The sequence below is a fragment of the Terriglobia bacterium genome, assembly GCA_020072815.1.
Taxonomy (GTDB): Bacteria; Acidobacteriota; Terriglobia; order Terriglobales; family Acidobacteriaceae; genus Angelobacter.
The window spans coordinates 191739-212931 of the sequence record JAIQGE010000005.1 but is presented as its reverse complement, the minus strand read 5'-3'; the positions used below and the strand labels follow the sequence as shown (position 1 = coordinate 212931).

The 21193-nt window shown below is 59.1% G+C and carries 19 protein-coding genes; 8 read left to right on the top strand and 11 right to left on the bottom strand.

Going from position 1 to position 21193, the window contains the following annotated elements; translation table 11 throughout:
- Positions 1-18: 18 nt before the first annotated feature.
- Positions 19-405 carry a hypothetical protein gene (locus LAO20_08325; GenBank protein MBZ5531423.1) on the bottom strand — a complete coding sequence of 129 codons (387 nt, stop codon included), beginning with the start codon at positions 403-405 and terminating at the stop codon, positions 19-21.
- 117 nt (positions 406-522) lie between these two features.
- Between LAO20_08325 and LAO20_08320 the strand changes: the two genes are divergently transcribed.
- Together LAO20_08320 and LAO20_08315 are read left to right on the top strand one after the other, a co-directional pair.
- Entirely contained in the window at positions 523-933 is a 411-nt protein-coding gene (locus LAO20_08320; GenBank protein ID MBZ5531422.1) for a VOC family protein, read from the top strand.
- Between the two features lie 55 nt (positions 934-988).
- Positions 989-1777: an SDR family oxidoreductase gene (locus tag LAO20_08315; GenBank protein MBZ5531421.1), complete on the top strand. Its 789-nt coding sequence runs from the start codon at positions 989-991 to the stop codon at positions 1775-1777.
- Between the two features lie 73 nt (positions 1778-1850).
- Here LAO20_08315 and LAO20_08310 read toward each other — a convergent pair whose 3' ends face one another.
- Together LAO20_08310 and LAO20_08305 are read right to left on the bottom strand one after the other, a co-directional pair.
- Positions 1851-2144 (bottom strand): hypothetical protein, encoded by a 294-nt coding sequence (locus LAO20_08310; GenBank protein MBZ5531420.1) that lies wholly within the window; start codon positions 2142-2144, stop codon positions 1851-1853.
- Positions 2141-2722 carry a redoxin domain-containing protein gene (locus LAO20_08305; GenBank protein MBZ5531419.1) on the bottom strand — a complete coding sequence of 194 codons (582 nt, stop codon included), beginning with the start codon at positions 2720-2722 and terminating at the stop codon, positions 2141-2143. Before LAO20_08305 ends, LAO20_08310 begins: the two co-directional genes overlap by 4 nt.
- Before the next feature lie 273 nt (positions 2723-2995).
- Here LAO20_08305 and LAO20_08300 point away from each other — a divergent pair, with 273 nt between their 5' ends.
- The 3 genes from LAO20_08300 (at position 2996) to LAO20_08290 (ending at position 5688) form a co-directional block, all read left to right on the top strand.
- Positions 2996-3901: a fatty acid desaturase gene (locus LAO20_08300; GenBank protein ID MBZ5531418.1), complete on the top strand. Its 906-nt coding sequence runs from the start codon at positions 2996-2998 to the stop codon at positions 3899-3901.
- Between the two features lie 153 nt (positions 3902-4054).
- Complete coding sequence (locus LAO20_08295) at positions 4055-4960, top strand: HAMP domain-containing histidine kinase (GenBank protein ID MBZ5531417.1); 906 nt, start codon at positions 4055-4057, stop codon at positions 4958-4960.
- Positions 4957-5688: a response regulator transcription factor gene (locus LAO20_08290; protein ID MBZ5531416.1), complete on the top strand. Its 732-nt coding sequence runs from the start codon at positions 4957-4959 to the stop codon at positions 5686-5688. The genes LAO20_08295 and LAO20_08290 overlap by 4 nt, the downstream gene beginning before the upstream one ends.
- Here LAO20_08290 and LAO20_08285 read toward each other — a convergent pair.
- A complete protein-coding gene (locus LAO20_08285; protein MBZ5531415.1) occupies positions 5685-6416 on the bottom strand; it encodes a hypothetical protein in 732 nt (243 codons plus the stop codon). The two genes, LAO20_08290 and LAO20_08285, sit on opposite strands and share 4 nt — an antisense overlap.
- Before the next feature lie 504 nt (positions 6417-6920).
- The gene (locus tag LAO20_08280) at positions 6921-9998 is read right to left on the bottom strand and encodes a hypothetical protein (GenBank protein ID MBZ5531414.1); all 3078 of its coding nucleotides are present in this window, start codon (positions 9996-9998) and stop codon (positions 6921-6923) included.
- 765 nt (positions 9999-10763) lie between these two features.
- Between LAO20_08280 and LAO20_08275 the strand changes: the two genes are divergently transcribed.
- Complete coding sequence (locus LAO20_08275) at positions 10764-11054, top strand: hypothetical protein (GenBank protein ID MBZ5531413.1); 291 nt, start codon at positions 10764-10766, stop codon at positions 11052-11054.
- Positions 11055-11259: 205 nt separating this feature from the next.
- On the opposite strand, the gene LAO20_08270 is transcribed toward LAO20_08275, so the two are convergent.
- Complete coding sequence (locus tag LAO20_08270) at positions 11260-12096, bottom strand: NAD(P)-dependent oxidoreductase (GenBank protein ID MBZ5531412.1); 837 nt, start codon at positions 12094-12096, stop codon at positions 11260-11262.
- A gap of 173 nt (positions 12097-12269) precedes the next feature.
- Between LAO20_08270 and LAO20_08265 the strand changes: the two genes are divergently transcribed.
- Positions 12270-13454 carry an acyl-CoA dehydrogenase gene (locus LAO20_08265; GenBank protein MBZ5531411.1) on the top strand — a complete coding sequence of 395 codons (1185 nt, stop codon included), beginning with the start codon at positions 12270-12272 and terminating at the stop codon, positions 13452-13454.
- 158 nt (positions 13455-13612) lie between these two features.
- Positions 13613-15193: a hypothetical protein gene (locus LAO20_08260; protein ID MBZ5531410.1), complete on the top strand. Its 1581-nt coding sequence runs from the start codon at positions 13613-13615 to the stop codon at positions 15191-15193.
- A gap of 39 nt (positions 15194-15232) precedes the next feature.
- Here the strand turns inward: LAO20_08260 and LAO20_08255 are convergent, their stop codons facing one another.
- The 5 genes from LAO20_08255 to LAO20_08235 form a co-directional block, all read right to left on the bottom strand.
- Positions 15233-16531 (bottom strand): cytochrome c3 family protein, encoded by a 1299-nt coding sequence (locus LAO20_08255; protein ID MBZ5531409.1) that lies wholly within the window; start codon positions 16529-16531, stop codon positions 15233-15235.
- Positions 16512-17591 (bottom strand): cytochrome bc complex cytochrome b subunit, encoded by a 1080-nt coding sequence (locus tag LAO20_08250; protein MBZ5531408.1) that lies wholly within the window; start codon positions 17589-17591, stop codon positions 16512-16514. Before LAO20_08250 ends, LAO20_08255 begins: the two co-directional genes overlap by 20 nt.
- Before the next feature lies 1 nt (position 17592).
- Positions 17593-18069, bottom strand: a complete 477-nt coding sequence (locus LAO20_08245; protein ID MBZ5531407.1) for a Rieske 2Fe-2S domain-containing protein — start codon at positions 18067-18069, stop codon at positions 17593-17595.
- 228 nt (positions 18070-18297) lie between these two features.
- Complete coding sequence (locus LAO20_08240; protein ID MBZ5531406.1) at positions 18298-18606, bottom strand: cytochrome c; 309 nt, start codon at positions 18604-18606, stop codon at positions 18298-18300.
- 30 nt (positions 18607-18636) lie between these two features.
- Positions 18637-21183 (bottom strand): hypothetical protein, encoded by a 2547-nt coding sequence (locus LAO20_08235; protein MBZ5531405.1) that lies wholly within the window; start codon positions 21181-21183, stop codon positions 18637-18639.
- Positions 21184-21193 lie beyond the last annotated feature (10 nt).

The window sequence follows — 21193 nt, the reverse complement described above, 5'->3', positions numbered from 1 at the left end:
GACGCCCGAAATTCGCGCCTAGCGCGGCGGCGTAGGAAACGTCCTGGGGACTGGCTCCACGCGCACCGGAGGGCCAACGGCTTCCTTCATTTTTTCTTTGACGCGCTTGGCCAGTTTCTCCACCTCATCGGCTTTGCGCACCACGTCGAGTGACAGCGTGTTCTCATTGCTTTTGTCCACGGCTTCCTTCAGCTCGGTGGCCAGGTGGAAGAGCTTGTCGGTGTCACTCTTGATCTCTTGTTGGCGCTTCTTGTTGGCTTCGCGGGCGTTTTTGTCAATCATCTCCTGCTCCGCCTGAGAGCGTTCACGCTCTCGAAACTGCGGAGCAGCCGCAGGAACCGTGCGGTAGGCTGCGACGACCAGGAACAGGCAGAACGCGAATAGGAGTGCGGTTTTTCTTGGCACGTCGAACCTCGCTGAAGCATGTGATTCTAGAACCGATTATAAACATTTTGTCTCGGCTATAATCCGACGGACAGAGCGGCAAAACGTCATCGCACGCTCCTTAAAGGAGTCCGTACTATGAATGATATACACGCTGAAACTCTGTCCAAACCGACACTTCTTGCCGCCGAACCCCAGCTCTTTGTCGCCGACGTTGGAACCTCGTGTGAGTTTTATACAAAAAAGCTGGGGTTTGCGGTGGCCTTCATTTATGGTGAGCCGCCATTTTATGGACAAGTTTTCCGGGATGGAGCCAGATTGAATCTCCGATCTCTACCCGAACCCGCAATCAATCCGGAGCTTCGGGACAGAGAACATCTGCTCTCAGCATCCATCACACTCGATGATGCAAAGCCGCTCTTCCTTGAGTTTCAGGCGGCAGGCGTGGTATTTCATCAGGGACTCAAGACAGAACCGTGGGGCGCTCGCACATTCATCGTTTGCGATCCCGACGGTAATCTGATCCTTTTTTCAGGGCGAGGGCGGTAGTCACATACTGTCAGCTGAACGACCTTTGCTATCCGAAACGAGCAATGGAGGAGCCATGGAACTTGGACTGAAAGGCCGGGGCGTGATTGTGGCCGCCTCCAGCCAGGGGATTGGCCGGGCCACAGCAGAAGCCTTTGCCCGCGAAGGCGCGCAAGTTGCCATGTGCGCGCGCACGGAAAAAACTCTCCAGGAAGCCGCCAGCCAGATTCGCAAAGATACCAGCGCGGAAATTTACGCCGAACCGCTGGATGTGACCGACGCCGACCAGGTCCAGCGTTTTGTCGAGCAGGCAGCAAAGCGCTTTGGACGCATTGATGTATGCGTGACCAATGCGGGCGGCCCTCCGGCCAAAAATTTTCTGTCTATCTCCAGCGACGAGTGGCGCCATGCCGTGGACATGAACTTTATGAGCGTGGTCCATATGGCCAAAGCGGTGATTCCTTACATGCAGCGCCATCGCTGGGGACGGATCATCACCATCACGTCGGTCACCGTGAAACAGCCCGTCGCTGAGTTGATCATGTCCAACGCCGTCCGCGCCGCCGTGGTGGGACTGGTGAAGAGCCTGTCCAACGAGTTTGGCAAAGACGGCATCCTGGTGAACAACGTGGCGCCGGGCTACACGGCCACGGAACGCCTGCAGGAACTGGCCGGCGTCCGCGCGCTGGCAGCCGGAGTCGCCCCGCAACAGATCTACGAACAGTGGGCCGCGGACGCACCGGTGAAACGCCTGGGCGAACCCAAGGAGATCGCTGAAGCCATCGTCTGGCTGGCTTCGGAGCGGGCTTCTTACATCACCGGGCAGACTCTGTTGGCCGATGGCGGGCTCTATCGCGGGCTATAGGCGGTGAGAAGGCGCGGTCCTATCAGCTGGAGAAAGAAAAAATCCGGCGCGCGATTGGCACGCCGGTGAAGTATCAAGGGGAAAACGCCTTTCTTTCACTCCAGCGGAACACTACTTCTTGGCCGTTTTTTTCAGTCCCGGCGGGTCCTGGACGCAGAAACCGGTGGTCCCGCTGGGTATCCAGCAGAAGCAGGTCCCAGAGCAATGCACCGTCGCGCTGCATGTCCCCCTGCAAACCCCAAAGGCTTTGGGGGAAGTTGTCAGTTGCCTTGCGGAGGCCGCCCCCGCGAACAAAACGGTGGCCGCTAGGGTTGCGAAAAGCAATTGGTTGGTAATCTTTCTCATCATCGAGTCGGGCTCCTTTCATTTCACTTCCAGAACGGGCTGCTGTGCGAATGCAGATTTGTCTCCGCGGGCGAGCCGCTTGATCTCCGCCAGCGACGAGTCACTGAGGACTCCTGACCAGACTTTCTCCACCTTTCCGGTGCGATCAACAAGGATGGTTTGCGGAGTCATCGAAAAATGGTAGTTCAGGGTCGCCTGGGGATCGATTCGCAGCAAGACGGGAACATCGGCAAGCTGGTGCTGAGAGAGAAAAGCCGCGGTTGATGTGGCGGTGAGGTCCACGCCCACCGTCCGGACCGTATCGCGATCCAGCGCCGGCATGAGTTGCCACCACTTCGGCCAATTCTCTCCACAGAACGGACAGGTAGGCGAAAAGACCAACAGCAGCACTTTGCGCGAGTCTTCTCCGTAAGCCACCTGCAGCGGTTTACCCGTCACGTCATAGCCCTGCAGGTCGGGCACATGGCTGCCCGGCTGGGCCTCCATGGCGGGTGGTGGCGCGGAAAGCTGGGCCTTGAGCTGCCGGTTCTGGCGGATCAGGGCAACATTCATCGCCAGCAGCAGGACGCAAGCGGCACTCACCGCAATGTTCCATTTCATGACTTTCCTCGGGCACCCCCAGGCGCAGAAGGACAGCGACTCCGGTGCTTCGGCGAATTCTAGCAAAGGGCTTTCGTCAAGCAGCACCTGCAGTGCAACTTTAAAAGGCAAGCCGTTCCATTTTGGGCTTTGTTTTTATGCGGTTGTGCGAGTCCCATATCGCCCGTAACTTCTAGATTACACAAGTATTACAAACGGATTGCCGCCTTCCTGTTAGGGTTGAAATACAGGCGCAGATTCCCCCCAAGGCTTGAATCAGGAGCAAACGGACAAATGGAAACCTTGAAGCACGACAGAACATTTCATGAACCCATCAATTGGCTGACGGCCTTTTTCATGGTGGCGTTCCATATCGGAGCCATTGCCGCGCTCTTCATGTTTACCTGGCCTGCGTTTTTTGTGGGCATGGCGCTGCTGTTCGTGGCCGGCGGCCCGGGGATCGGCATGGGTTACCACCGGCTGCTCACGCATCGCGGCTACAAAACTCCTAAGTGGGTGGAATACTTCCTGACTGTTTGCGCCACGCTGGCGCTGGAAGGCGGACCGTTCTTCTGGGTGGCGGTACATCGCGTACACCACCAGAACACTGACGTGGAAGGCGACCCGCATTCTCCGCGCGATGGCGGCTTCTGGTCGCACATGGGCTGGATCATTACCGGGCGCGTGCTGGCCAACCAGTCAGACGCACTGCTGCCTTACGTCCCCGATCTTCGCAAATCCAAATTTCACACCTGGATCAGCAAATGGCATTGGGTACCGATCACGGTTTCCGGCATCATCCTGTTCGCGATTGGCGGCTGGCCGTTCCTGATGTGGGGTGTTTTCTTCCGCACCGTCGTCGGCCTGCATTTCACCTGGCTGGTGAATTCCGCAACCCACATGTGGGGCAAGCAGCGCTTCATCACCGATGATACTTCCAAGAACAGCTTCTGGGTGGCCCTGCTGACCCACGGCGAAGGCTGGCACAACAATCATCACGCGCACCCGCAGTCGGCCCGCCACGGCCTGGCCTGGTATGAGATTGACTTCAACTGGTACGGCATCAGCACCCTGAAAATGCTGGGCCTGGCCTGGGACGTGAAAGCCATGTCCCTGGCGGAGCTGGAAAAGAAAGAAGCCGAAAAACGCCCGGCCATTCCCGCGGCCACCGTGGGAGCCTACGCCGGCGGCGACGATTAACAAATCGGTATTTAGTACTTAGCAATTGGTACTTGGCACGCTGGACTCCCGATATTGTTCCCGGTTTCCGGTCCGCCAGGTACCATTTCCATTTTAGCGCCCCACTTGCGCACTTCTTATTCCCCGTCTGTCTCCACTACAATCTTGCTATCCATGCGGATTACCAGCCGTACCAAGGCGATAGCATTCTTCATTACTCTGGGCTGTTGCCTGGTGGGGCTGACGATTTACCTCAACGTCAGCTGGATCGTGCTCAACTGGCGGGAAGTGGTGCCGCTGGTGCTGGGAATTATTTTTTTTGGCGTGATCATTGCCGGCATGGTGCTGAACACCATTTTCCTGGTGCGGGAAATCCGCCGCAATGAACAACAGGACAGCTTTCTTAACGCCGTGACCCACGAGCTGAAGACGCCCATCACATCCATCCGCTTGTACCTGCAGACACTGGAACGCCGCCCCATTGATGACCAGCAGCGCCACGACTTCTACCGCCTGATGCTCGAAGACACCGACCGCTTGATGGGCACGGTGGAGCAGGTGTTGCGCGCCAGCGAAGTCCGGCAAAGCAAGAAACGCAAGAACTGGCAGGAAGTGAATTTTTCCGCCATCGTGCGGGAAAGCGTGGAGCTGGCGCGGCTGCGCCACGGACTCACTCCCGAAGCCCTGCACTTTTCCACCGAGCCACCGGGCCACATCACGCTGATGGGCAATCCGGAAGAGCTGCGCACAGCGGTGGCCAACCTGCTGGAAAATGCCGTGAAATACACCGGGCCGCAGCGGGAAATTGTGGTTGACCTGCTGACGCCCAACGTGGACACCGTCCTCTTCCGCGTGCGCGACAACGGCGCGGGCATTCCCCGTCCCGAACTCAAGCGGATCTTCAAGCGCTTTTACCGCGTGCAGACGCAGGCCACCGACCATGTCAAAGGCACCGGACTGGGGCTGTTCATGGTGCGCGCCATCGCGCGCAAGCACGGCGGTGACGCGGTCGCCGAAAGCGAAGGCGAGGGCCACGGCAGCACCTTTACCGTCCGCCTGCCCAGGGTGTACCGGATATGAGCGCGGCGCACATCCTGGTGGTGGAAGACGAAGCGCACATTGCGCAAGGACTGCGCTTCAACCTGGAAGCCGAAGGCTATTCTGCCGAAGTCTCGAAGAATGGCGAAGACGCCATCAAGCTTCTCCAGCAGGAAGGCAAGCATTTTGATCTGGTGGTTCTGGACGTGATGCTTCCCGGCAAAGACGGCTTCACCGTGGCCCACGAACTGCGCCAGGCCAACAACTACGTCCCGGTGCTCATGCTTACGGCGCGTGGACGCCCGGAAGACGTGCTGAAAGGCTTCGAGAGCGGCGCTGACGACTATCTGGCCAAGCCCTTCAACCTGGGCATTCTCATTGCCCGCATCAAGGGCCTGCTGCGCCGCAAGGAATGGCTGCAGACCGCGCAGCCGCCGGCCTCAGCCACCGATCAGCCGGCAACCTTCGCCTTCGACGGGCAGACCGTGGATTTCCAAAAGCTGCAACTGCGCAAAGGTGACCAGATATTCCAACTCACGCTGATGGAGAGCGACCTGCTGCGCTATCTCATCCGCAACAGCGGACGCCCGGTATCGCGCAAAGAGATTCTGGAGGAAGTCTGGGGCCTGAAGGAAGACACTGACACGCGGGCCATTGACAATTTCATTGTCCGGCTGCGGCGCTACATTGAAGAGGTCCCCGCCAAGCCCAAACATCTGCTTACCGTGCGCGGCCTGGGCTACCAGTTCGTGCCCGAACCGGGACGCTAGAACCGCACCACGAGTCCGCCCATAACCGTAAACGTCTGCCGCGCCTGGCTCACTTGCTGAACCACGCCGAAGGGCAAGGGGACGATGCGGCTGGTCTCGCCGGTACGGACAAAGTCGCGGAACTCCGTACGCAAGGCAAAGAGCCGCGTCATCTTCACATCCACGCCGCCGCCAAAATCGTATACGCCCTTGAAATTCCTGGTGGACAGCCCGCTGTTCACAGCCAGCGCTGTACTGAGATTGGTGAACCCGTCTTGTATCAAAGTTGCGCGTTCCACGCCCGCGCCGGCAACGGCGTAGGGCGAGATTGCTTTGTTGAAAAAACGGAAACGGAATCCGGGAGTGAAAAAATATGCTGAATCTGTGGTTGACTGCGGAAATATGGTGTTGCCGACATCAAATTGGGCAAAGGAGTCTACCGTTTGCGAAGGCACGTGTGTGAACGGAAGTTCAAAGTACACGGCGACCGGGCCGGCATGGGCCAGTCGCCATCCGAAATTCGCCTGCCATACGGAAGCGAAAGGCGAAGTTGCCACTTCTTTGACGTTGAGCCCGTTGCTTAAGGGAGCTTGGGCGCCGGCGTTCTCGGGAGCTTTGGCCGCTCCGCCCATCACGGAGAAGTCCATACGCGGCGCATCCCCGCCGGTCTGGCATGTGGCGATGGGAAGAGCGGCAAACAGAGTTGCGAGAAAAATAGCGAATAATAGTGCGAACCGATTGGCTTTCACAATTTCCATCCTCTTTGACAAGACAGCATCTATAAGACGGCTTCTAGTGCCTGAACGTTTCCCCTGCAACACTCTTGCGGGTTAAGTATTGTTGAGATACACCAAGCTCTGCGCCGGACTGCCGAGCCAAATATTGCTCTAGCGCGCGAGCGGCCAGACCGTTCACACTTTGCCGCGGAAATCTGATCGGAAAAAATGAAAACCCGGACGGATGAAGTCCGGGTCGCCATTTTTCGGTTGCACTCGGCCCACTTCCGGAAGGCGCGAGCGAATCAAAACTCTATTTTGAAAGAGGTAAGAAAAGAGAGGCGGACAGAGCCCTCGACTGCTCTGCCCACCTCCAGGAAGGCGCGTGGAGAATAGCTTCGCCATCGCGCTTATGACCTGAGGGCAAGTCAGGTGTAGATCAATATCTATAAGGTCGCAGAAGCTTACTGCTGGTGTGAGGGGTTGCGGGCTGCCGGGCCGGGTAGACTCGGCAGCCCTGTTTGGTGAACCAGTATCCTATTGCCGGATCTTGGTCAAGGCGAACAGGCCGCTATCGCCGTTCAGGTTGGACCTGACATCCAGCGGCGCTGTCGGACACGGCGTTTGATAACCCGCCGCGTTGCCGCAGGCTGGTCGCGGAGCTCCAACCACATCAAGGGTGTAGACGCCTGCCGCCAGGGTGAACGTGTTGCCGACTCCGCCTGCTGCGGGATCGGGATTATAAATGGTCCCCGTAGTGGTGAGGTACGGTTGCAGTTTCAACACCACATTCGCGCTGTTGACTGACGAGGTTGCTGTCAGAATCAGCCGCTGTTTGCCGGTACGGTATTCCGCAGCCGTCACGGTGATCAGGTCGGGCAGCGGGTTGATGGTGACCGTGGTGGTTACCGGCGCTGAAGTTAGCGGAGCCGTGTTCCTCGCCGTGATGGTCAGTGTGACCACCGTGGGGGCAACCTGGCCAATCGGCAGCACTGGAGCGTTAAAGCTGACAGTCGCCGTGGTGGCGCTGGTTGGCGTCACCGTGAGGCCGAGCAGCGTTCCCGCCGGGGCCTGAGTCACGGTGAAGGTAAGCGGCGTAAGCGCCGGAACGTTGGGATCAGAACCGCTCAGCAGAACGGTCTGATTGATCGCGCCCGAGAACACCGTCTTCGGCGCCACAGCGTTGGCCGTGGGAGCCAGAGCGGCGTTCACCGTAACCGTTGAGCTGGCGGTAGAGGTGCCGCAGCTGTTGGAGGCGGTCAGGGACACGTTCACCAGGGTCTGCGCAAGCACCACAGGAGCGGTGAAGGTTGCCGCGGCGCTATTCAGCGGAGCAATGCTGCCCGAGGCAGGCGGCGCCCAGCTAAACGTGATCGGCGTTGTCCCGGAAGCGCTGCCGGCCAGTGAGACCGAGCCGCCGGAGTTGACGGAGTAAGGACCACCGGCATTAGCAACTGGCGCCACACAACCCGCAACCACCGGATTGATGGTGACAGTGGTGGAAACCGGCGCCGAGGCGACACCTGCGGCGTTGGTCGCGGTTACCGTAACTGTGATGTTGGTAACGGTAAGCACACCGGATGGCGCGGTGTAATTCACTGCTGCCGCGCTGGAACCAGTTGGGGAAATGGAAAGACCGGTGAGAGCGGGTGCGCCACTCTGCGACACCGTCCAGGTGAGGGGCAGAGACGCTGGGTTATTGGAATCCGTGCCGCTAACCGCGAAGCTGCCAGACGAACCGGAATCCACAGCTTGAGGTGCGATGGCGTTGACGGTGGGCGCTAACGCTGCGCTGACCGCTACGGTGCTGGTGGCCGTGCTGGCTCCGCAGCTATTGGTCACGGTGAGCGTCAAGTTGACGGAAGTTGCCACGGCAACCGCAGGCGCCGTGAAGTTGGGCGATTGCAGCGTCGGATCGGACAGAGTGCCCGCCGATGCAGTCCAGGCCCAAGTAAAGGGACCCGTCCCCGCTGACGTGCCGATTAGCCCCACGGTTCCGCTCGAGGCAACTGCGTAGGGACCGCCGGCGTTCGCCGCTGGAGGCGCGCAGGCCGGAATCGGAGTGATGTTGCTGGGCCAGGGATCGAGCTGCCCCGCAATGGTTCCCGTGGACGAGCTGTACCCGCCCTGCGCCAGGAAGGGGATGGTATTGAAGTTGTTCTCCGGAATCGGGGCGCCAGGAACGTTCTCCGGGAAGATGTACTCCAGGATGGGAGCGTGATACTGCCCGGCGATGATCCCGTTCGCGAAGGTGGTAACTTGTCCAGGCACCCAGGCGCCTTCAATCACCGCTCGTACTTCGCGCGGCGGCGGCAGGAAGCTGCCGGCAGCGTTCATCACGCAAGTCTTGTCGGGTTTGGCTGGAACGCTCCCGAAGGGATCGCATGGCGGACGGAAGCGCCAGCGGCCTTTGACAGCTCCGAGTGGCGGCCCCGGATCCACGCCGATCGTGCCAAAGTCGCGGTCGCTGGGCGTGCCGGTGATGGGAGCGTAATCAATGCCGTAAAGGTGGATCTTACGCTGCAAGGCAGGATTGGGGTTCACGTCCGTGGTCATGCCCTCAAAGCGCGTGCGGATCACGGCCTCGCCGGCGCCAACAACCGTCAGCCCGCCGGTGCCGATGAGTGCGACTTCAGTGGCCACGTACGACGGGTTCGAGTTCGGCCATGTATAGATGGCGACGTTGCTGCTGATGGTGTGGGCCGAGATGTAAGTGTTAGCAATGCCCGGCCACGGACCAGCCGTGGGGCCAGCGGTAACGCCGGGATCGGCGACCAATGTTCCAGCAAAGGTAACCCAGTCGCCAACTTGCATCGGCGCCTGGATGGTTGCATCGGGAGGCACTCCGGCAAGGGCGACTGGATCATTCATTTGAATGACTGTAGCGAAGCCAACCGCCGGCGCGACCGCGATGGGTCTCTGTGCCAGCGGGCACAAGCCGTCGTCGGGGTTGCCAGGGATTGACGGGTCCGCCAGGACGCGCGGGAGACACATGGGGAAGCCGGTGGCGGCGGCGATGGTCGGGTTGGCGTCGTCCACCGAGAAGCGCGCGTCGGGTGACATTACACGGCCAAATCGGCCAACTGGATCGTTGATTTGTACGCGAGCGCCGGTCGCGCAATTACCGATGACTCCGCCCACACGCATTTCGCCGGTGGCGTGGTTAATGCAGTTGATAAACCCGTTGCCGGAATTCAGGCTGTGCTGGGAAATGAAAATCAGCCCGGCGATATAGACATCCGGGCCTCCGGGGCCGCCAAGCACGCGATTGCCCACTACCTGCGCCTCATACGTGGTAAGCGGCGCGGGAAGATCAGACAGGGCCATGCCTGTCTGGGTGGGGCCGTAAGGCGCGGGCGCCAAAGCAAAAAGCTCCTGCCAGGTCAGGGCGTTTGCGGGCAGGATGACAATGGTCTCCGACGGCACGGTGATCAGGTGGCCGTTGACGGTGATGTTGCCGCCCTGGTGCGCGCCAGCGCCGGCGCCGGTGCCGGGCCCGCCTAGCGTGGCCGACTGGATAAAGCCGGTGACATCAAACTGTGAAGAAGCTGGAATCGGCAACTGGGCCCAGGCGGTGGCGGCCATGGCGATCAAGCTGAGCAGCACGATGCTCAAAAGCCGCTTCGTTGCGCTTCCCCGTTTGGGAAGGTTGGTTGTTGCGAAATTCTGAAGATCGCGGTGGGCGCTTTGCAAGCTGCCAGCGAGTTTCGTTTTGTCCGTCATCATAAAGGGTCAGCCGTCCTTTGCCTTCAAATTCGAATTGGAGCGCGAGTCTGCAAGTGTCCGAGCCAACAGGCGAGCCACGGCAAATGCCTGATCGGCCCTTGTCTCGACACAACGGCGCACGCACGCTCCGCTCCTTGAGTCGGTCGTAGGAGCACGCCGTTCTTGCAACAATCTTTTTTATTTTTCGGCTGTGGTTGCTGGTTCCTGTCCCGGTACAGGCCCCCCCGGAAGTTCTGGCATGGTGAGGAGGTGCGGACTGAAGAAACGTCCGCGGTCTGCGTCAGTGAAACAGCGCCGGGCTAGCTGCCAACGCGAACAGTCATCGCGCTGCCCCGGACCTGGGCCCCTGGCAAGCGGACGAATCGGGCGTACGCCGGCCATTTGTTGCTTCAGAGTGAAGGAGCTTGATTTCAGCTCACACACCCTGTGTGAGATCTTGCTTCTGCTTATCTAGTGGTTACCAAAGTATCGGATGATAGTGCGCGTCTCATTAATTTCCCTAATCACAGACTTTCGCCTGGCGATTCTGTGCCGAAGACAAATGCGTGTTTCCCCGTTGAATATGCGGCCGATTGCAACGCGACGCCTCGACCATGAGCAGGCTGGCAGGCGAAGATCGTAAGCGTGTATCGTAATCAGGGCTAAGGACTCTTAATGCTTTGCGAGCATCTCAGAACGCTGGAAGAAGCCATGGTCGCCGCGGGGATGCGCGAAACCTGGCGCGGACAGGCCTGGTCCAACAACTGCCGGGAGTGGGTGTATTTCGACTGCTTCATTGATACGGAAGCGGTTCGGAGGAATTTATCGCTCGCGCCGTGCGTGATTGATCATGCTCATCGCGGCACCCACGACGGCCAAGAGCGCGGCTTGGAGTGCTCGGCATGCCATGATGGAATCATGGGAGCGTATGAGAAACGAGCGGGGATGGCGGTGTTTGCGGGGTGAAGGAAGATGTTTTGCAGCGGATTTCGCAGATGGGCGCGGATCGGTACGAACCTGAGCAGCGTTGGTCGCGATAGGTATCCCTCCCCTTCGGCTTCGCTCAGGGTTTCGGGCCTGCGGCCCTCAAGCAAGAACGCTCGGGATGAAAAACAAACGCACGGGCCGGAGTGCCCGTGCCATACGATCCCGGTGAACATGCGGCCGATGTTTATGGCGTCTTGCCTTTGATCCTTAGCCCCGCGCGTTCTTCCAGCAACATGATGGTGGCGGCGTAGTCCAGGTCGTCGTGGCCATCCTTGCTCGCTTCTTCGTAGATCTCGTCAATCTTGGTGAGGCCTGGCAGATCCACGCCGTGCTCCTTGGCGGCGTCCATCATCAGGTGCATGTCTTTGTGCATGAGCTTGAGCGGGAAGTTGGGCGAGTAGTCCTGATTGAGGATGAACGGCTTTTTGTATTCGGCCACACCGGAGCGGATCATGGAAGCCTCAATCAGCTGGAACATCTTCTCCTGGGGCACGCCCAGCTTTTTGGCCAGGGTAAGGCTTTCACACAGGCCTTCATAAATAAACACGATGTTCATATTCTGGGCCAGTTTGGCGGAGAGGCCCTTGCCGTTGTCGCCCATGTGGATGACCTGTTTGCCCATGGCGCGCAGCAGAGGCTCAACCCGTTCGATGTTGTGGGGGGCACCGCCGATCATGAAGATCAGTTGCCCGCTCTCCGCGGCGATCTTGGACCCGGTCACCGGTGCGTCCAGAAAGTCGCAGCCCAGTTCCTGCAGGCTTTCCATGATGTTCAAGCTGGCTGTGGGCGAGATGGTGCTGGAGTCAACCACAATGGTCCCGCTGGTAAGGCCGGAACTGGCGCCGCCCGGCCCGAACAGGACGGTTTGCACCGCCTTGGTGTCTGACACGCAGATCCAGACGGCTTCTTTGCCGCTGACGGCTTCGGCCGGTGTGGCGGCGGTGGCGGCCCCAGAGATTTCCTTGGGCGTGCGGTTCCAGACGGTCACTTCATGTCCGGCTTTGACCAGATTGGCGGCCATGTGCCGCCCCATAATTCCCAGACCTAAGAAGGCTACTCGCATATCCTTGGCATTAAAAACAGTTAAACGGGTGGCGTCAAGTGGGAAGCAGCCAGCACTCAGCCTTCAGCAATCAGCCATTCGCGGTGTTACAATTTTTGGTTTGCTCAAGTCTTTGAAAAGGATTCCTTGTTATGTCTCAAGCGACCCTGCAAAATGCGTCTGCCGCTCCGTCCCCTTTGGTGGCCCTGACGGAAGATGAAGTCCTGTTTCGCGAAAACGTGCGCCAATTTGCCGACGAAAATATCCGTCCCAAAGTCCGCGAGATGGACGAAAAGGGCGTCTTCGACCAGGGACTGATTGACCAGTTTTTCCAGCTGGGTTTGATGGGCATTGAAATCCCTGAACAGTACGGCGGCGCCGGCGGCAGCTTCTTTGAAGCCATTCTGGCGGTGGAAGAAGTTTCCAAAGTGGACCCTTCCGCCGGCGTGATTGTGGACGTACAGAACACGCTGGTCAACAACGCGCTGCTGCACTGGACCACGGACGACCAGAAGAAGCGCTACCTGCCCCGCCAGGCCAGCAACACCGTGGGCGCGTACGCGCTGAGCGAAGCCAGCTCGGGATCAGACGCCTTCGCCATGCAGACGCGCGCGGAGAAGAAAGGCAGCGACTACCTCCTCAACGGCCAGAAGCTGTGGATCACCAACGGCAAAGAGGCTGACACCTTCATCCTGTTCGCGACCCTGGATCCGGCGGCGGGCTACAAAGGAATTACCGCGTTCATCGTGGAAAAAAGCTTCCCCGGCTTCAGCGTGGGCAAGAAAGAAGACAAGCTGGGCATACGGGCGTCAAGCACGTGCGAGCTCATTCTGGAAGATTGCAAAGTCCCGGGCAACAACGTGCTGGGCGATGCCGGCAAAGGCTACAAGATCGCGATTGAGACGCTGAATGAAGGACGCATCGGCATTGGCGCGCAGATGCTGGGACTGGCCCGCGGCGCCTGGGAAAGCGCCCTGAAGTATTCGCAAGAGCGCAAGCAATTTGGAAAGTCCATCTCTGATTTCCAGGGGATACAGTTCCAACTGGCGCAGATGGCCACCGAGATTGAGGCCGTGCGCATGATGGTGTACAACGCCGCGCGCATGAAAGATGCAGGCATGAACTTTGTGAAAGAAGCCGCCATGACCAAGCTGTTTGCGTCGCAGGTGGCCGAGCGCGTGTCGTCCCTGGCGGTGGAGATCTACGGCGGCTACGGATTCACCAAAGACTACCCGGTCGAAAAGTTCTTCCGCGACTCCAAGATCGGCAAGATTTACGAAGGCACCTCCAACATGCAGTTGCAGACTATTGCCAAGTTGGTGCTGGGAGGAAAGTAGCCCATCCGACGATGTGAGCCAAGTAGCTTTTGAATCAATGCGTTACATGGGGTTACCGATCTGTTAACAGCCGCGGATTGTTTCCCCTCATTCACCTGGTTTAAACTAACCGCCAAACCCGACTCTCACCGCCAGGAGACAAAAGTCAGGAGTTGATCGTGGCACAGGACTCCCAAAGGGAGTTGCAGGACCTTATCACCGTTCATGGCTTCTATGTTGGGCTTTTGGAAAAAGGCCTGGGACATGGTGTGCCCGTCCCTGCCCTGGTGCAACAGGCAGCGCAAAAGGCGGACAATCCCGCTCAGGCCATTGAGCAGGTGAAGAACTGGCTAGACGTTCTCGATCTGGCTACCACGCCTCCCTTGGTGCGCGACGCGCTGAAGGCGCTTCCTGGATTTGATGTCGCGCATGCGCTGCTGCGCTATTTCGTGAACAAGACCTCTCTCCGTTCCGGTGATCGCGACAAGACCGATTGCATCATTACGTTTCTGTTCCGTAATCCGCCGCCGGCGGCCGCGGGCGGCCCGTCGGCATGGCAGCGCCCGGAGGTGGACGCTTCCTACTTTTTCATCTCGCAAGCAGCTCTGGCTTTTGAAGGCGACCTCTATCGCGCCCTGGCTGAGGTGGAATACGGTTCCATGCCCCAGGAACACGTGCAGTTGCTGCAGGAGTTTGAATACCTGTACCAGGAACTGGAAGAATTCCGGCATTTTGACCAGATTATGGACTCGGGGATCGTGCAGCGGGTGCGCGAACTGAAACAGTCGCTGGGTAAGTCGTTTTATCATCCCGACTCCATGGCCAACCTGGCCGTGTGGAATGACGTGTTCGGACGCAAGTTCGATGAACTGTTCCACGATGCGGCCAAGCAGATCAAGACGTTTGCCGAGAACGTGCAAAAGGAAGGCGGTAGCATCCTCTCTCGGCTGGAAGGCGACATCACGGTCAAGCAGCTGACCGAACTGGAGGCCGGAGACATTCTGGCGGAAGACTACCAATACGCGCAGGACGACTTCCGCAAAGTATCCAGGTTCAAAAAAGCGGTGGACAACAAGCGTCCGGTCCGAACGGCGCCTCCGCCGCAGCCCCGCGCACCGGCCGAGCCCCCGCCGATGCCTTCGGCCCGGCCCGCAATTCCTGTGGCTCCCCACTCGCCGCCGCCGGCGAGCAGCGTCACTCCGCCATCACGGATGTCTTCGGGGTCGCCGCACACCGTGCAGGCTGAGGTGCTGGCGGTGCCGCCGTCACAGGCCGTACAAAACGCCGTGCAGGAAGGCAAAATCCACAGCGCGCGCGAGTCCATCAAAGAACACGTTCGCCAGTCGGACGCCAAGCTGGCCCACATTGTTCCGGTGAAGAAGAGCAAGATCACGCTTTCCTCCGCGGAAGTGGAAGCCTTCCGCGCGGACCACACGGGCGAAAAGAGCTTCCGCTCTGACTACGCCAACCTCATGATGACGATTGTGGCTTATCTTTCGCGGATGATCGTAGAGGTGGACGAGTACAACCAGAAAGCCGGATCAGCCTACTTGTGGAAGCCCCATGCTGATGCTCTGGGATATTTGCTGACGACGCTACAGCGCTTGAACATGGAAGCGGGCCAGTTAACGGCCGTGGCCCGGGCCCGCGGCTTGCAAGACAAGGCGGCATCACTGCAGGCGTCGCTGGAGAAGCTGCAGGATTACGCGAAAACCGTTTCGCAGACGCTGCAAGCGGCCGACCAGAATCCCGCCAGCTAGATGGGCTTCAAGCTTGCGTGTACGGCTGATCAGCTCGAGCTAGGCGGTCGTCGGTTTTCCGCTCTCAATCTGTCTGAGATACAGCAAGAGGCCGGCCACCACAATGGCGATGGCGATCAGCGAGAGCCCCAGTCCCATCCGCCGGAAGTTCCTCTCTTTGAGAGCTTCCTGGCCCGCGCGGTAATCCTTTTCCGCACCTGCCAAACCCGGCTTGATGTCTGCCTCCACGCGTTCCACACGGAAACTATGGATGGACACGCGCGCCTTGGTAAGCGCGTCCTTGGTTTGCACCAGGTCACCCTTGGCGTCAGTGACTTCCATTCCCGATTGTTCGGCCTGACTCAGAATCTGGTCTGCCTGGTCAACCGATTGCGCCAGGTGCGTTAGATCGCTCTTGATTTTGCCCGCAGCTTCAAACCCCGCGTCGCCCTGCACATGACATTGTGTGCACACCGCCTCATCGCCGGTCCCGATAAACGCATCGGTGGGATGCTGGATGTTGTGGTTGCTGTGGCAAGTCACGCAGCCGGGCAGGCCAGCTGAGGTAAAGGGCTGCTTGTGGGGGCTCTCATCAAAAAGCTGCGCCTGGAACACGTGGCAGGTGGAACAGACGTTGACCACGGAAGAGGCGCCCGGCGGCGTTGCACCGTGATTGCCGTGACAAGTGGCGCAGTTGGGCGCGCTCAGATCGCCGCGCACCGTCAATGCCTCATAGTGGACGCTCTTGCTGTAATCGGCAAACTGGCTGGTGGGGATCTTGTAGTCCTTCATGCGCGCCGCGTCCGAGTGGCAGCGCGAGCAGGTCTTGGCCACGTTTGCGGCATTCACCGTTGACCGCGAGTCGCTGGGCGGCCGCAGATCATGCACGCTGTGGCAATCCGTGCAAACGGCAACGTTGGTATCGCCCGCGGCCAGGCGTTTGCCGTGCACGCTGGTATGGTATTGGCTCAGTTGGTCAGTGCGCAGGCCGGGTTTGTACTTGCGCATGAAGTCCGGGTTGGAATGGCAGCTTCCGCACAGCTCCGGAATCTGCTTGCGGCTAATGTGGCCCTTGAATCCGGCTTTGCGGCTCATGGCTTTCTCGGCATCGTCGCTGGTAGCGTCGCCGCCGTGGCATGAGGCGCAGGTGAGGCCCTTTTGCGCGTGGATGTCCTGGCTGAACTTCTCTTCCGTCACGCCCAGGTTGTCAGGCAAGATCGAGTGGCAGTCCAGACACTGGTCTTTGGCCGGCGCGTTGGCCTGCGCGCGGGCCAAGCCCACGGACACTAGCAGGACTCCCGCCAGCAGCAGCCAGGAAGAGCGGAGAACAGCTCTCGTCTTATTTTGCAATATAGCCATAAATGGTCATACCTATGATGTAAGCCAGAGCAAATATGCCGATGCCGCTGATCCATTTGCGGGAGCGCGCCGACCTCTCCAAGAACGGAAGCAGGATCCAAATCGCGCCAGCTGCCCCGAACGCCAGAACACCCAGCACCTCTCCGTCAATGAACCACACTTTCGACGGAATCATCTTCAGGGTCTGGAACATGAAGAGGAAATACCATTCCGGCTTGATGCCCGCGGGCGCTGAGATGAACGGGTCCGCCTTCACCCCCAGGTTCCAGGGGAAGACCGCCGCCAGTGCCCCCAGCACGCCCAGCGCGATGTACCAGGCGATGGCTTCACGCAGGGCAAAGTTGGGAAAGAACTTCATCTCGCGACGCGCGTTGGGATTGGCGATCCATTCCGCGTCCACCTTGGGCGGCACGCTGATGCCCAGACGCTGCACCAGAAGCAGGTGGAGCATGACGAGAAGCGTCGCAATGCCCGGCAGGACGGCGACGTGAAATCCAAAGAAACGGGTCAGCGTTGCGCCGGTGACTTCATCGCCGCCGCGCAGGAAAATCATCAGCGGCTTCCCGATGAGCGGCACCTGGCCGGTAATCTCCGTTCCTACTTTTGTGGCGAAGAAAGCCAGCGTGTTCCAGGGCAGCAGGTAACCACTGAAGCCGAAGCCCAGAACCAGGAACAGCAGGACCATGCCGGTGAGCCAGGTAAGCTCTCTGGGTCTGCGGTACGCCTTGAGAAAGAAGACGCTGAACATGTGGGCGAACGCGGTAAAGACCATCAGGTTGGCCGACCATGAATGGATCGAGCGAATCAGCCAGCCGAATTTCACCTGGGTCATGATGTACTGGACGCTCTCAAAAGCTTCATTGGGTCCGGGGCGGTAATACAGCAACAACAGGATCCCGGTCAGCACCTGGACCACAAACAGAAAGAGCGTGATGCCCCCCAGAAAATACCAGTAGGATAACCGGTGGAGCGGGACCGTTTTCTTGCGGAACGGCGCCAGCAGGTCGTCCCAATTGAAGCGGTCATCCAGCCATTTGCGCACTACAGTTGCAGGGCTCATCTCAGGCTTCCCGCCGCCGTCTCACAAAGACCTCCTCACCGCGGACCTGGACTTCAAACGACTCCAGGGGACGCGGCGGGGGACCGGAGACATTGCGGCCATTCAAGTCATAAGTTCCGTTGTGGCAGGCGCACCAGGGTCCGCGCAGGTCAGCCCGGTACTGCACGATGCAGGAAAGATGGGTACAGGTGGCGGACATGGCGCGGTATTCTCCATCCGCCGTAAGGACCAGCAGCCCAGGACGGCTGCCGAAATGAAAGATCTTTCCGCTGTTCGGCTTCAACTCTCCCACCCGCGCGGCCACCACCGAGTCGCTGCCCACGTCAATGGTGCGGGGTGGAATCAGGTAGCGCAGGACAGGATAGATGAAAGCCGCGGCGGTCGCCATGAACCCGCTCCCCAGCACCACCTCCACAAAGCGTCTGCGCTGGACTGGCGCGTCTCCCGGAACAGCGGGTTGGTTGCCCTGATCGCTCATAACACTTGCGGCCCCCCGTGAATGAGATTGATTTCTGGCCCGGCTGTGCGGTTGTGCAAGCTTGAAGCCCTGGAACTGCTCCAGGTGTTGCAGCACGGTGGCGCCGAACCCTGACATACTAAAGGCCGGGACCCACGTTGGCTACTCAAAAATCGCGGACCACAAATCCAGTTCGTGGTCCGCCGGTCTACTCTCAAAAGAAAAAGTGCCTTGCCGATTTTTCCAACCTTACTTCAAGGTACGGATGAATTTGATCAGCCCCTTGATTTGATCATCAGTGAGCTTCTTGTCGTAAGCCGGCATTTTGTTCTTGCCCTTCTTGGCTACTTCAAAAAGCTCCTCGTCGCTCTGTTTTTGGACCTCGGGCGATTGCAGGTTCTTCACGCCCAGTTTGTTGCCGGCAGCGCTGCCCGCGCCGTCAGGACCATGGCAGATCTGGCATTTCGATTTGTATAGCGCCGCGGCGTCCTGGGCTTGCTCCGGGACCGCCAGGGCCATCACCAACGCAAATGCCATCGTGCCAATCAATGCTTTCATTACGCTTCCTCCAGTGCGATTCAGTTTAACTTACATGGTGTAACGCAAAGACACGGTAAACATATTGCCACGGAAATCGCGCGGTAACGTGGGTCCAGGATCGGACTTTTCATTGTAGCCGTAATAGTTCCACCCGGACTTCAAGGTCAAGGCCTTGTTCACCTCAAAGGCCACGGAAGCCGTGGGCAGGTGGTAGTTGGACGCCAATGGTCCGGTGGGCGCAATGGGGTTCAAGATCAAGGTATTGCCAGAGGTACTGGTCACGGCGTATCCCACACCCGCGGTGAAGCGTCTGACGGGCTTGAAAAGGAAGGAAGCGGAAGCGAAGTGTGAAACGTCAGTATAGGTTGAAATGCCGGACAGGAACGGCGTTCCGCAGGCGACCAGGCCGGGCACGTTGAAGTTGGACGCAGCCACAAAGCAAATGTTGGTCTGCGAGTAGATGTCGTTGTAGTCGTAAGACAGGTCCACTGACCACCAGGTACCTGGAGGAGCGAACGCGCCGCTGAAGCCAAAGCTGCGGTTGTGACCCAGGCCGCCGATGTCACCGGTGGTGTTGCGGGTTTCCAGAATGCGGACGGCCGCACCCAGGCTCATCCAATCCTTCGGCTTGTAGCTGGCCCGGAAGCGGTAGTCCTGCGAATGACGCGGCGTTACCCGGAAGAAGGTATTGTCTCCGTAGAACAACTCGGCGTCCGCACTGATGCGGAGCTTGTCCGTGGGACGCGCGGAGAAGCCGATCAGTCCTGTATGGCCGTTGATCTGGGTAAAGTCTGCACCGACATCGGCAGCTTGGGCTATGGCCGTGCAGGTGCCGTCAGGATTCAGCGGATGTGACGCCGCCGGAGAGCAGGCGCCGCGATTGGCGAGCGCCGCGGTCGGGCCGGGGAAGAATGTGGAGATCGTGACATCATCAACCCGCTGGGTGATCTCCCGCCGCTCAAAGCGATAGCCGACGTGCGCCGAGATCCGCTTGGTGAAGTCGAATTCCAGAAGGAACGTGTTGCCTGTCCGCTTCTGGCCAAGGAAGTCATTGCGGAGGTCCACAATAACGTCGGCCGCCGAGCCGCTCACGTGCTGCGGGCAGGTGGCCGCCGTAAACGGCGGCGGGCAGGTGGCCGGGGTGAACAGATTGGGCGCGGTCAGCATATTCACCGCAAAAACGTTGAAGGTGGCCAGGTTCCACAACCCGGGGATGCGGAACGCGTCATAACGGAAGGCATCCACGATCCGGAGCTTGTCGGTCACCCGGATGGTGGTGGCCAGATCGCCGGCCACAGAAATGCGATGAGTCAAAGCCGAGCCGGTCAGCGCAAGCCCGCGGAAGCGATTGCTCTTCTGTCCATTAAACAATTCGTTGGTGGAAGGCGTGCTGGCTTCCGCGTCAGAATAGTTCAGCCTTCCGGAGAAATCGAAGCGCCGGAAATAATTGCTTTGAAAACTGAACTGCTCGGTGGGGAAGGAGTTGCGGTTCCGGCCGTCGCGGTTGTAGCTGAGGAACGCGTTGCAGGTTGGAGTGACAAAGCCGCCTGTAAAAATGGGCGCGGCGCAAGGCTGGTTGGAAGCTGAATTAAATGGAAGTCCAATACTCACAGGAACGCCATTGGACAGACTGAAACTCGGCACGCCGAAAAGGCCCATGGTGGCGGGAGAGGCCAGAAACCCGGTGGTGTCCCCTTTGTAATACGTATAGAACTGGTCGTAATTGAAGTTGGTGCGGGGAATCACGCGCAGTGAGACACCGAAGTTGTAGTTGTCCGTGGTATTCAGGGTCGGTTGCTGAATCAAACCCTCGGTTCCCTGATGGTCGGTGGAGAAGCTGGTGCCTTCGTTCACCACCCGGGACCAACCCAGCTTGAACCTGACGTTGCCGACGGGAAAAAGATTGAGATTGGCGTCGCTCATCCTGCGGGTAAGCAGGAACTCATGCGGCGAATGCAGGATCGGAACGTTCGGAACAGACGTTGCCGGGTTGAGCGGATTGGCAAGCAAATCGTAATCGAAAATGTTCTGGTCGCGCCGGAACCCGCCACTGAAGCTGTAAAGCTTGCCCTTCTGCGCGCGGACGCGGCTGACGTTGTTAGGATCGCCACCGTAGCCGAAGTTGCTGAAGGTAAGATCGTCAAATAGCTTTCCGGTGTGGGTGGGCGAATGCAGGTCCAGCGTGTACTCCATCAAGCGGGGGCCGGTGCCTAGATTGACGAACGTGTCCCAGGTGCCGGTGTTGCCGGTAAAGTCAGAGAAACGTCCGCCGAATTCCACGGACTGCTTGACGATCCACGGTCCGCCGGTCTCGCCTTGGTTGTGCTCTGAAGTGATCCAGGTGCCCAACGCGTCAGACTTGCGGCCGGAATCAATGGCCACGCCCAGATCAGGCTGGCGGCCGGAATCATCTTTCTTGGCGGCCGGTTTCTTGTCTTTGTCTTTGTCCTTGTCCTTGTCCGTCTGGTGCTGCGGAGCAGGGGCAGCCGCACTGTCACCGGGCGTCTGCGCGAAAAGTGTAAGGCCAAACAGTCCCATTCCGATCAACAGAAGGCGCGATGGCCACATATCGAGCGTGTGTAAAATTTTGTTCATCTCATCACCT

Coding starts and splice junctions, on each gene's coding strand:
- LAO20_08320 (MBZ5531422.1), top strand. CDS start 523: ATGAATGATATACACGCTGAAACTCTGTCCAAACCGACACTTCTTGCC.
- LAO20_08315 (MBZ5531421.1), top strand. CDS start 989: ATGGAACTTGGACTGAAAGGCCGGGGCGTGATTGTGGCCGCCTCCAGC.
- LAO20_08310 (MBZ5531420.1), bottom strand. CDS start 2,144: ATGAAAGGAGCCCGACTCGATGATGAGAAAGATTACCAACCAATTGCT.
- LAO20_08305 (MBZ5531419.1), bottom strand. CDS start 2,722: ATGAAATGGAACATTGCGGTGAGTGCCGCTTGCGTCCTGCTGCTGGCG.
- LAO20_08300 (MBZ5531418.1), top strand. CDS start 2,996: ATGGAAACCTTGAAGCACGACAGAACATTTCATGAACCCATCAATTGG.
- LAO20_08295 (MBZ5531417.1), top strand. CDS start 4,055: ATGCGGATTACCAGCCGTACCAAGGCGATAGCATTCTTCATTACTCTG.
- LAO20_08290 (MBZ5531416.1), top strand. CDS start 4,957: ATGAGCGCGGCGCACATCCTGGTGGTGGAAGACGAAGCGCACATTGCG.
- LAO20_08275 (MBZ5531413.1), top strand. CDS start 10,764: ATGCTTTGCGAGCATCTCAGAACGCTGGAAGAAGCCATGGTCGCCGCG.
- LAO20_08270 (MBZ5531412.1), bottom strand. CDS start 12,096: ATGGCCGCCAATCTGGTCAAAGCCGGACATGAAGTGACCGTCTGGAAC.
- LAO20_08265 (MBZ5531411.1), top strand. CDS start 12,270: ATGTCTCAAGCGACCCTGCAAAATGCGTCTGCCGCTCCGTCCCCTTTG.
- LAO20_08255 (MBZ5531409.1), bottom strand. CDS start 16,531: ATGGCTATATTGCAAAATAAGACGAGAGCTGTTCTCCGCTCTTCCTGG.
- LAO20_08250 (MBZ5531408.1), bottom strand. CDS start 17,591: ATGAGCCCTGCAACTGTAGTGCGCAAATGGCTGGATGACCGCTTCAAT.
- LAO20_08245 (MBZ5531407.1), bottom strand. CDS start 18,069: ATGAGCGATCAGGGCAACCAACCCGCTGTTCCGGGAGACGCGCCAGTC.
- LAO20_08240 (MBZ5531406.1), bottom strand. CDS start 18,606: ATGAAAGCATTGATTGGCACGATGGCATTTGCGTTGGTGATGGCCCTG.
- LAO20_08235 (MBZ5531405.1), bottom strand. CDS start 21,183: ATGAACAAAATTTTACACACGCTCGATATGTGGCCATCGCGCCTTCTG.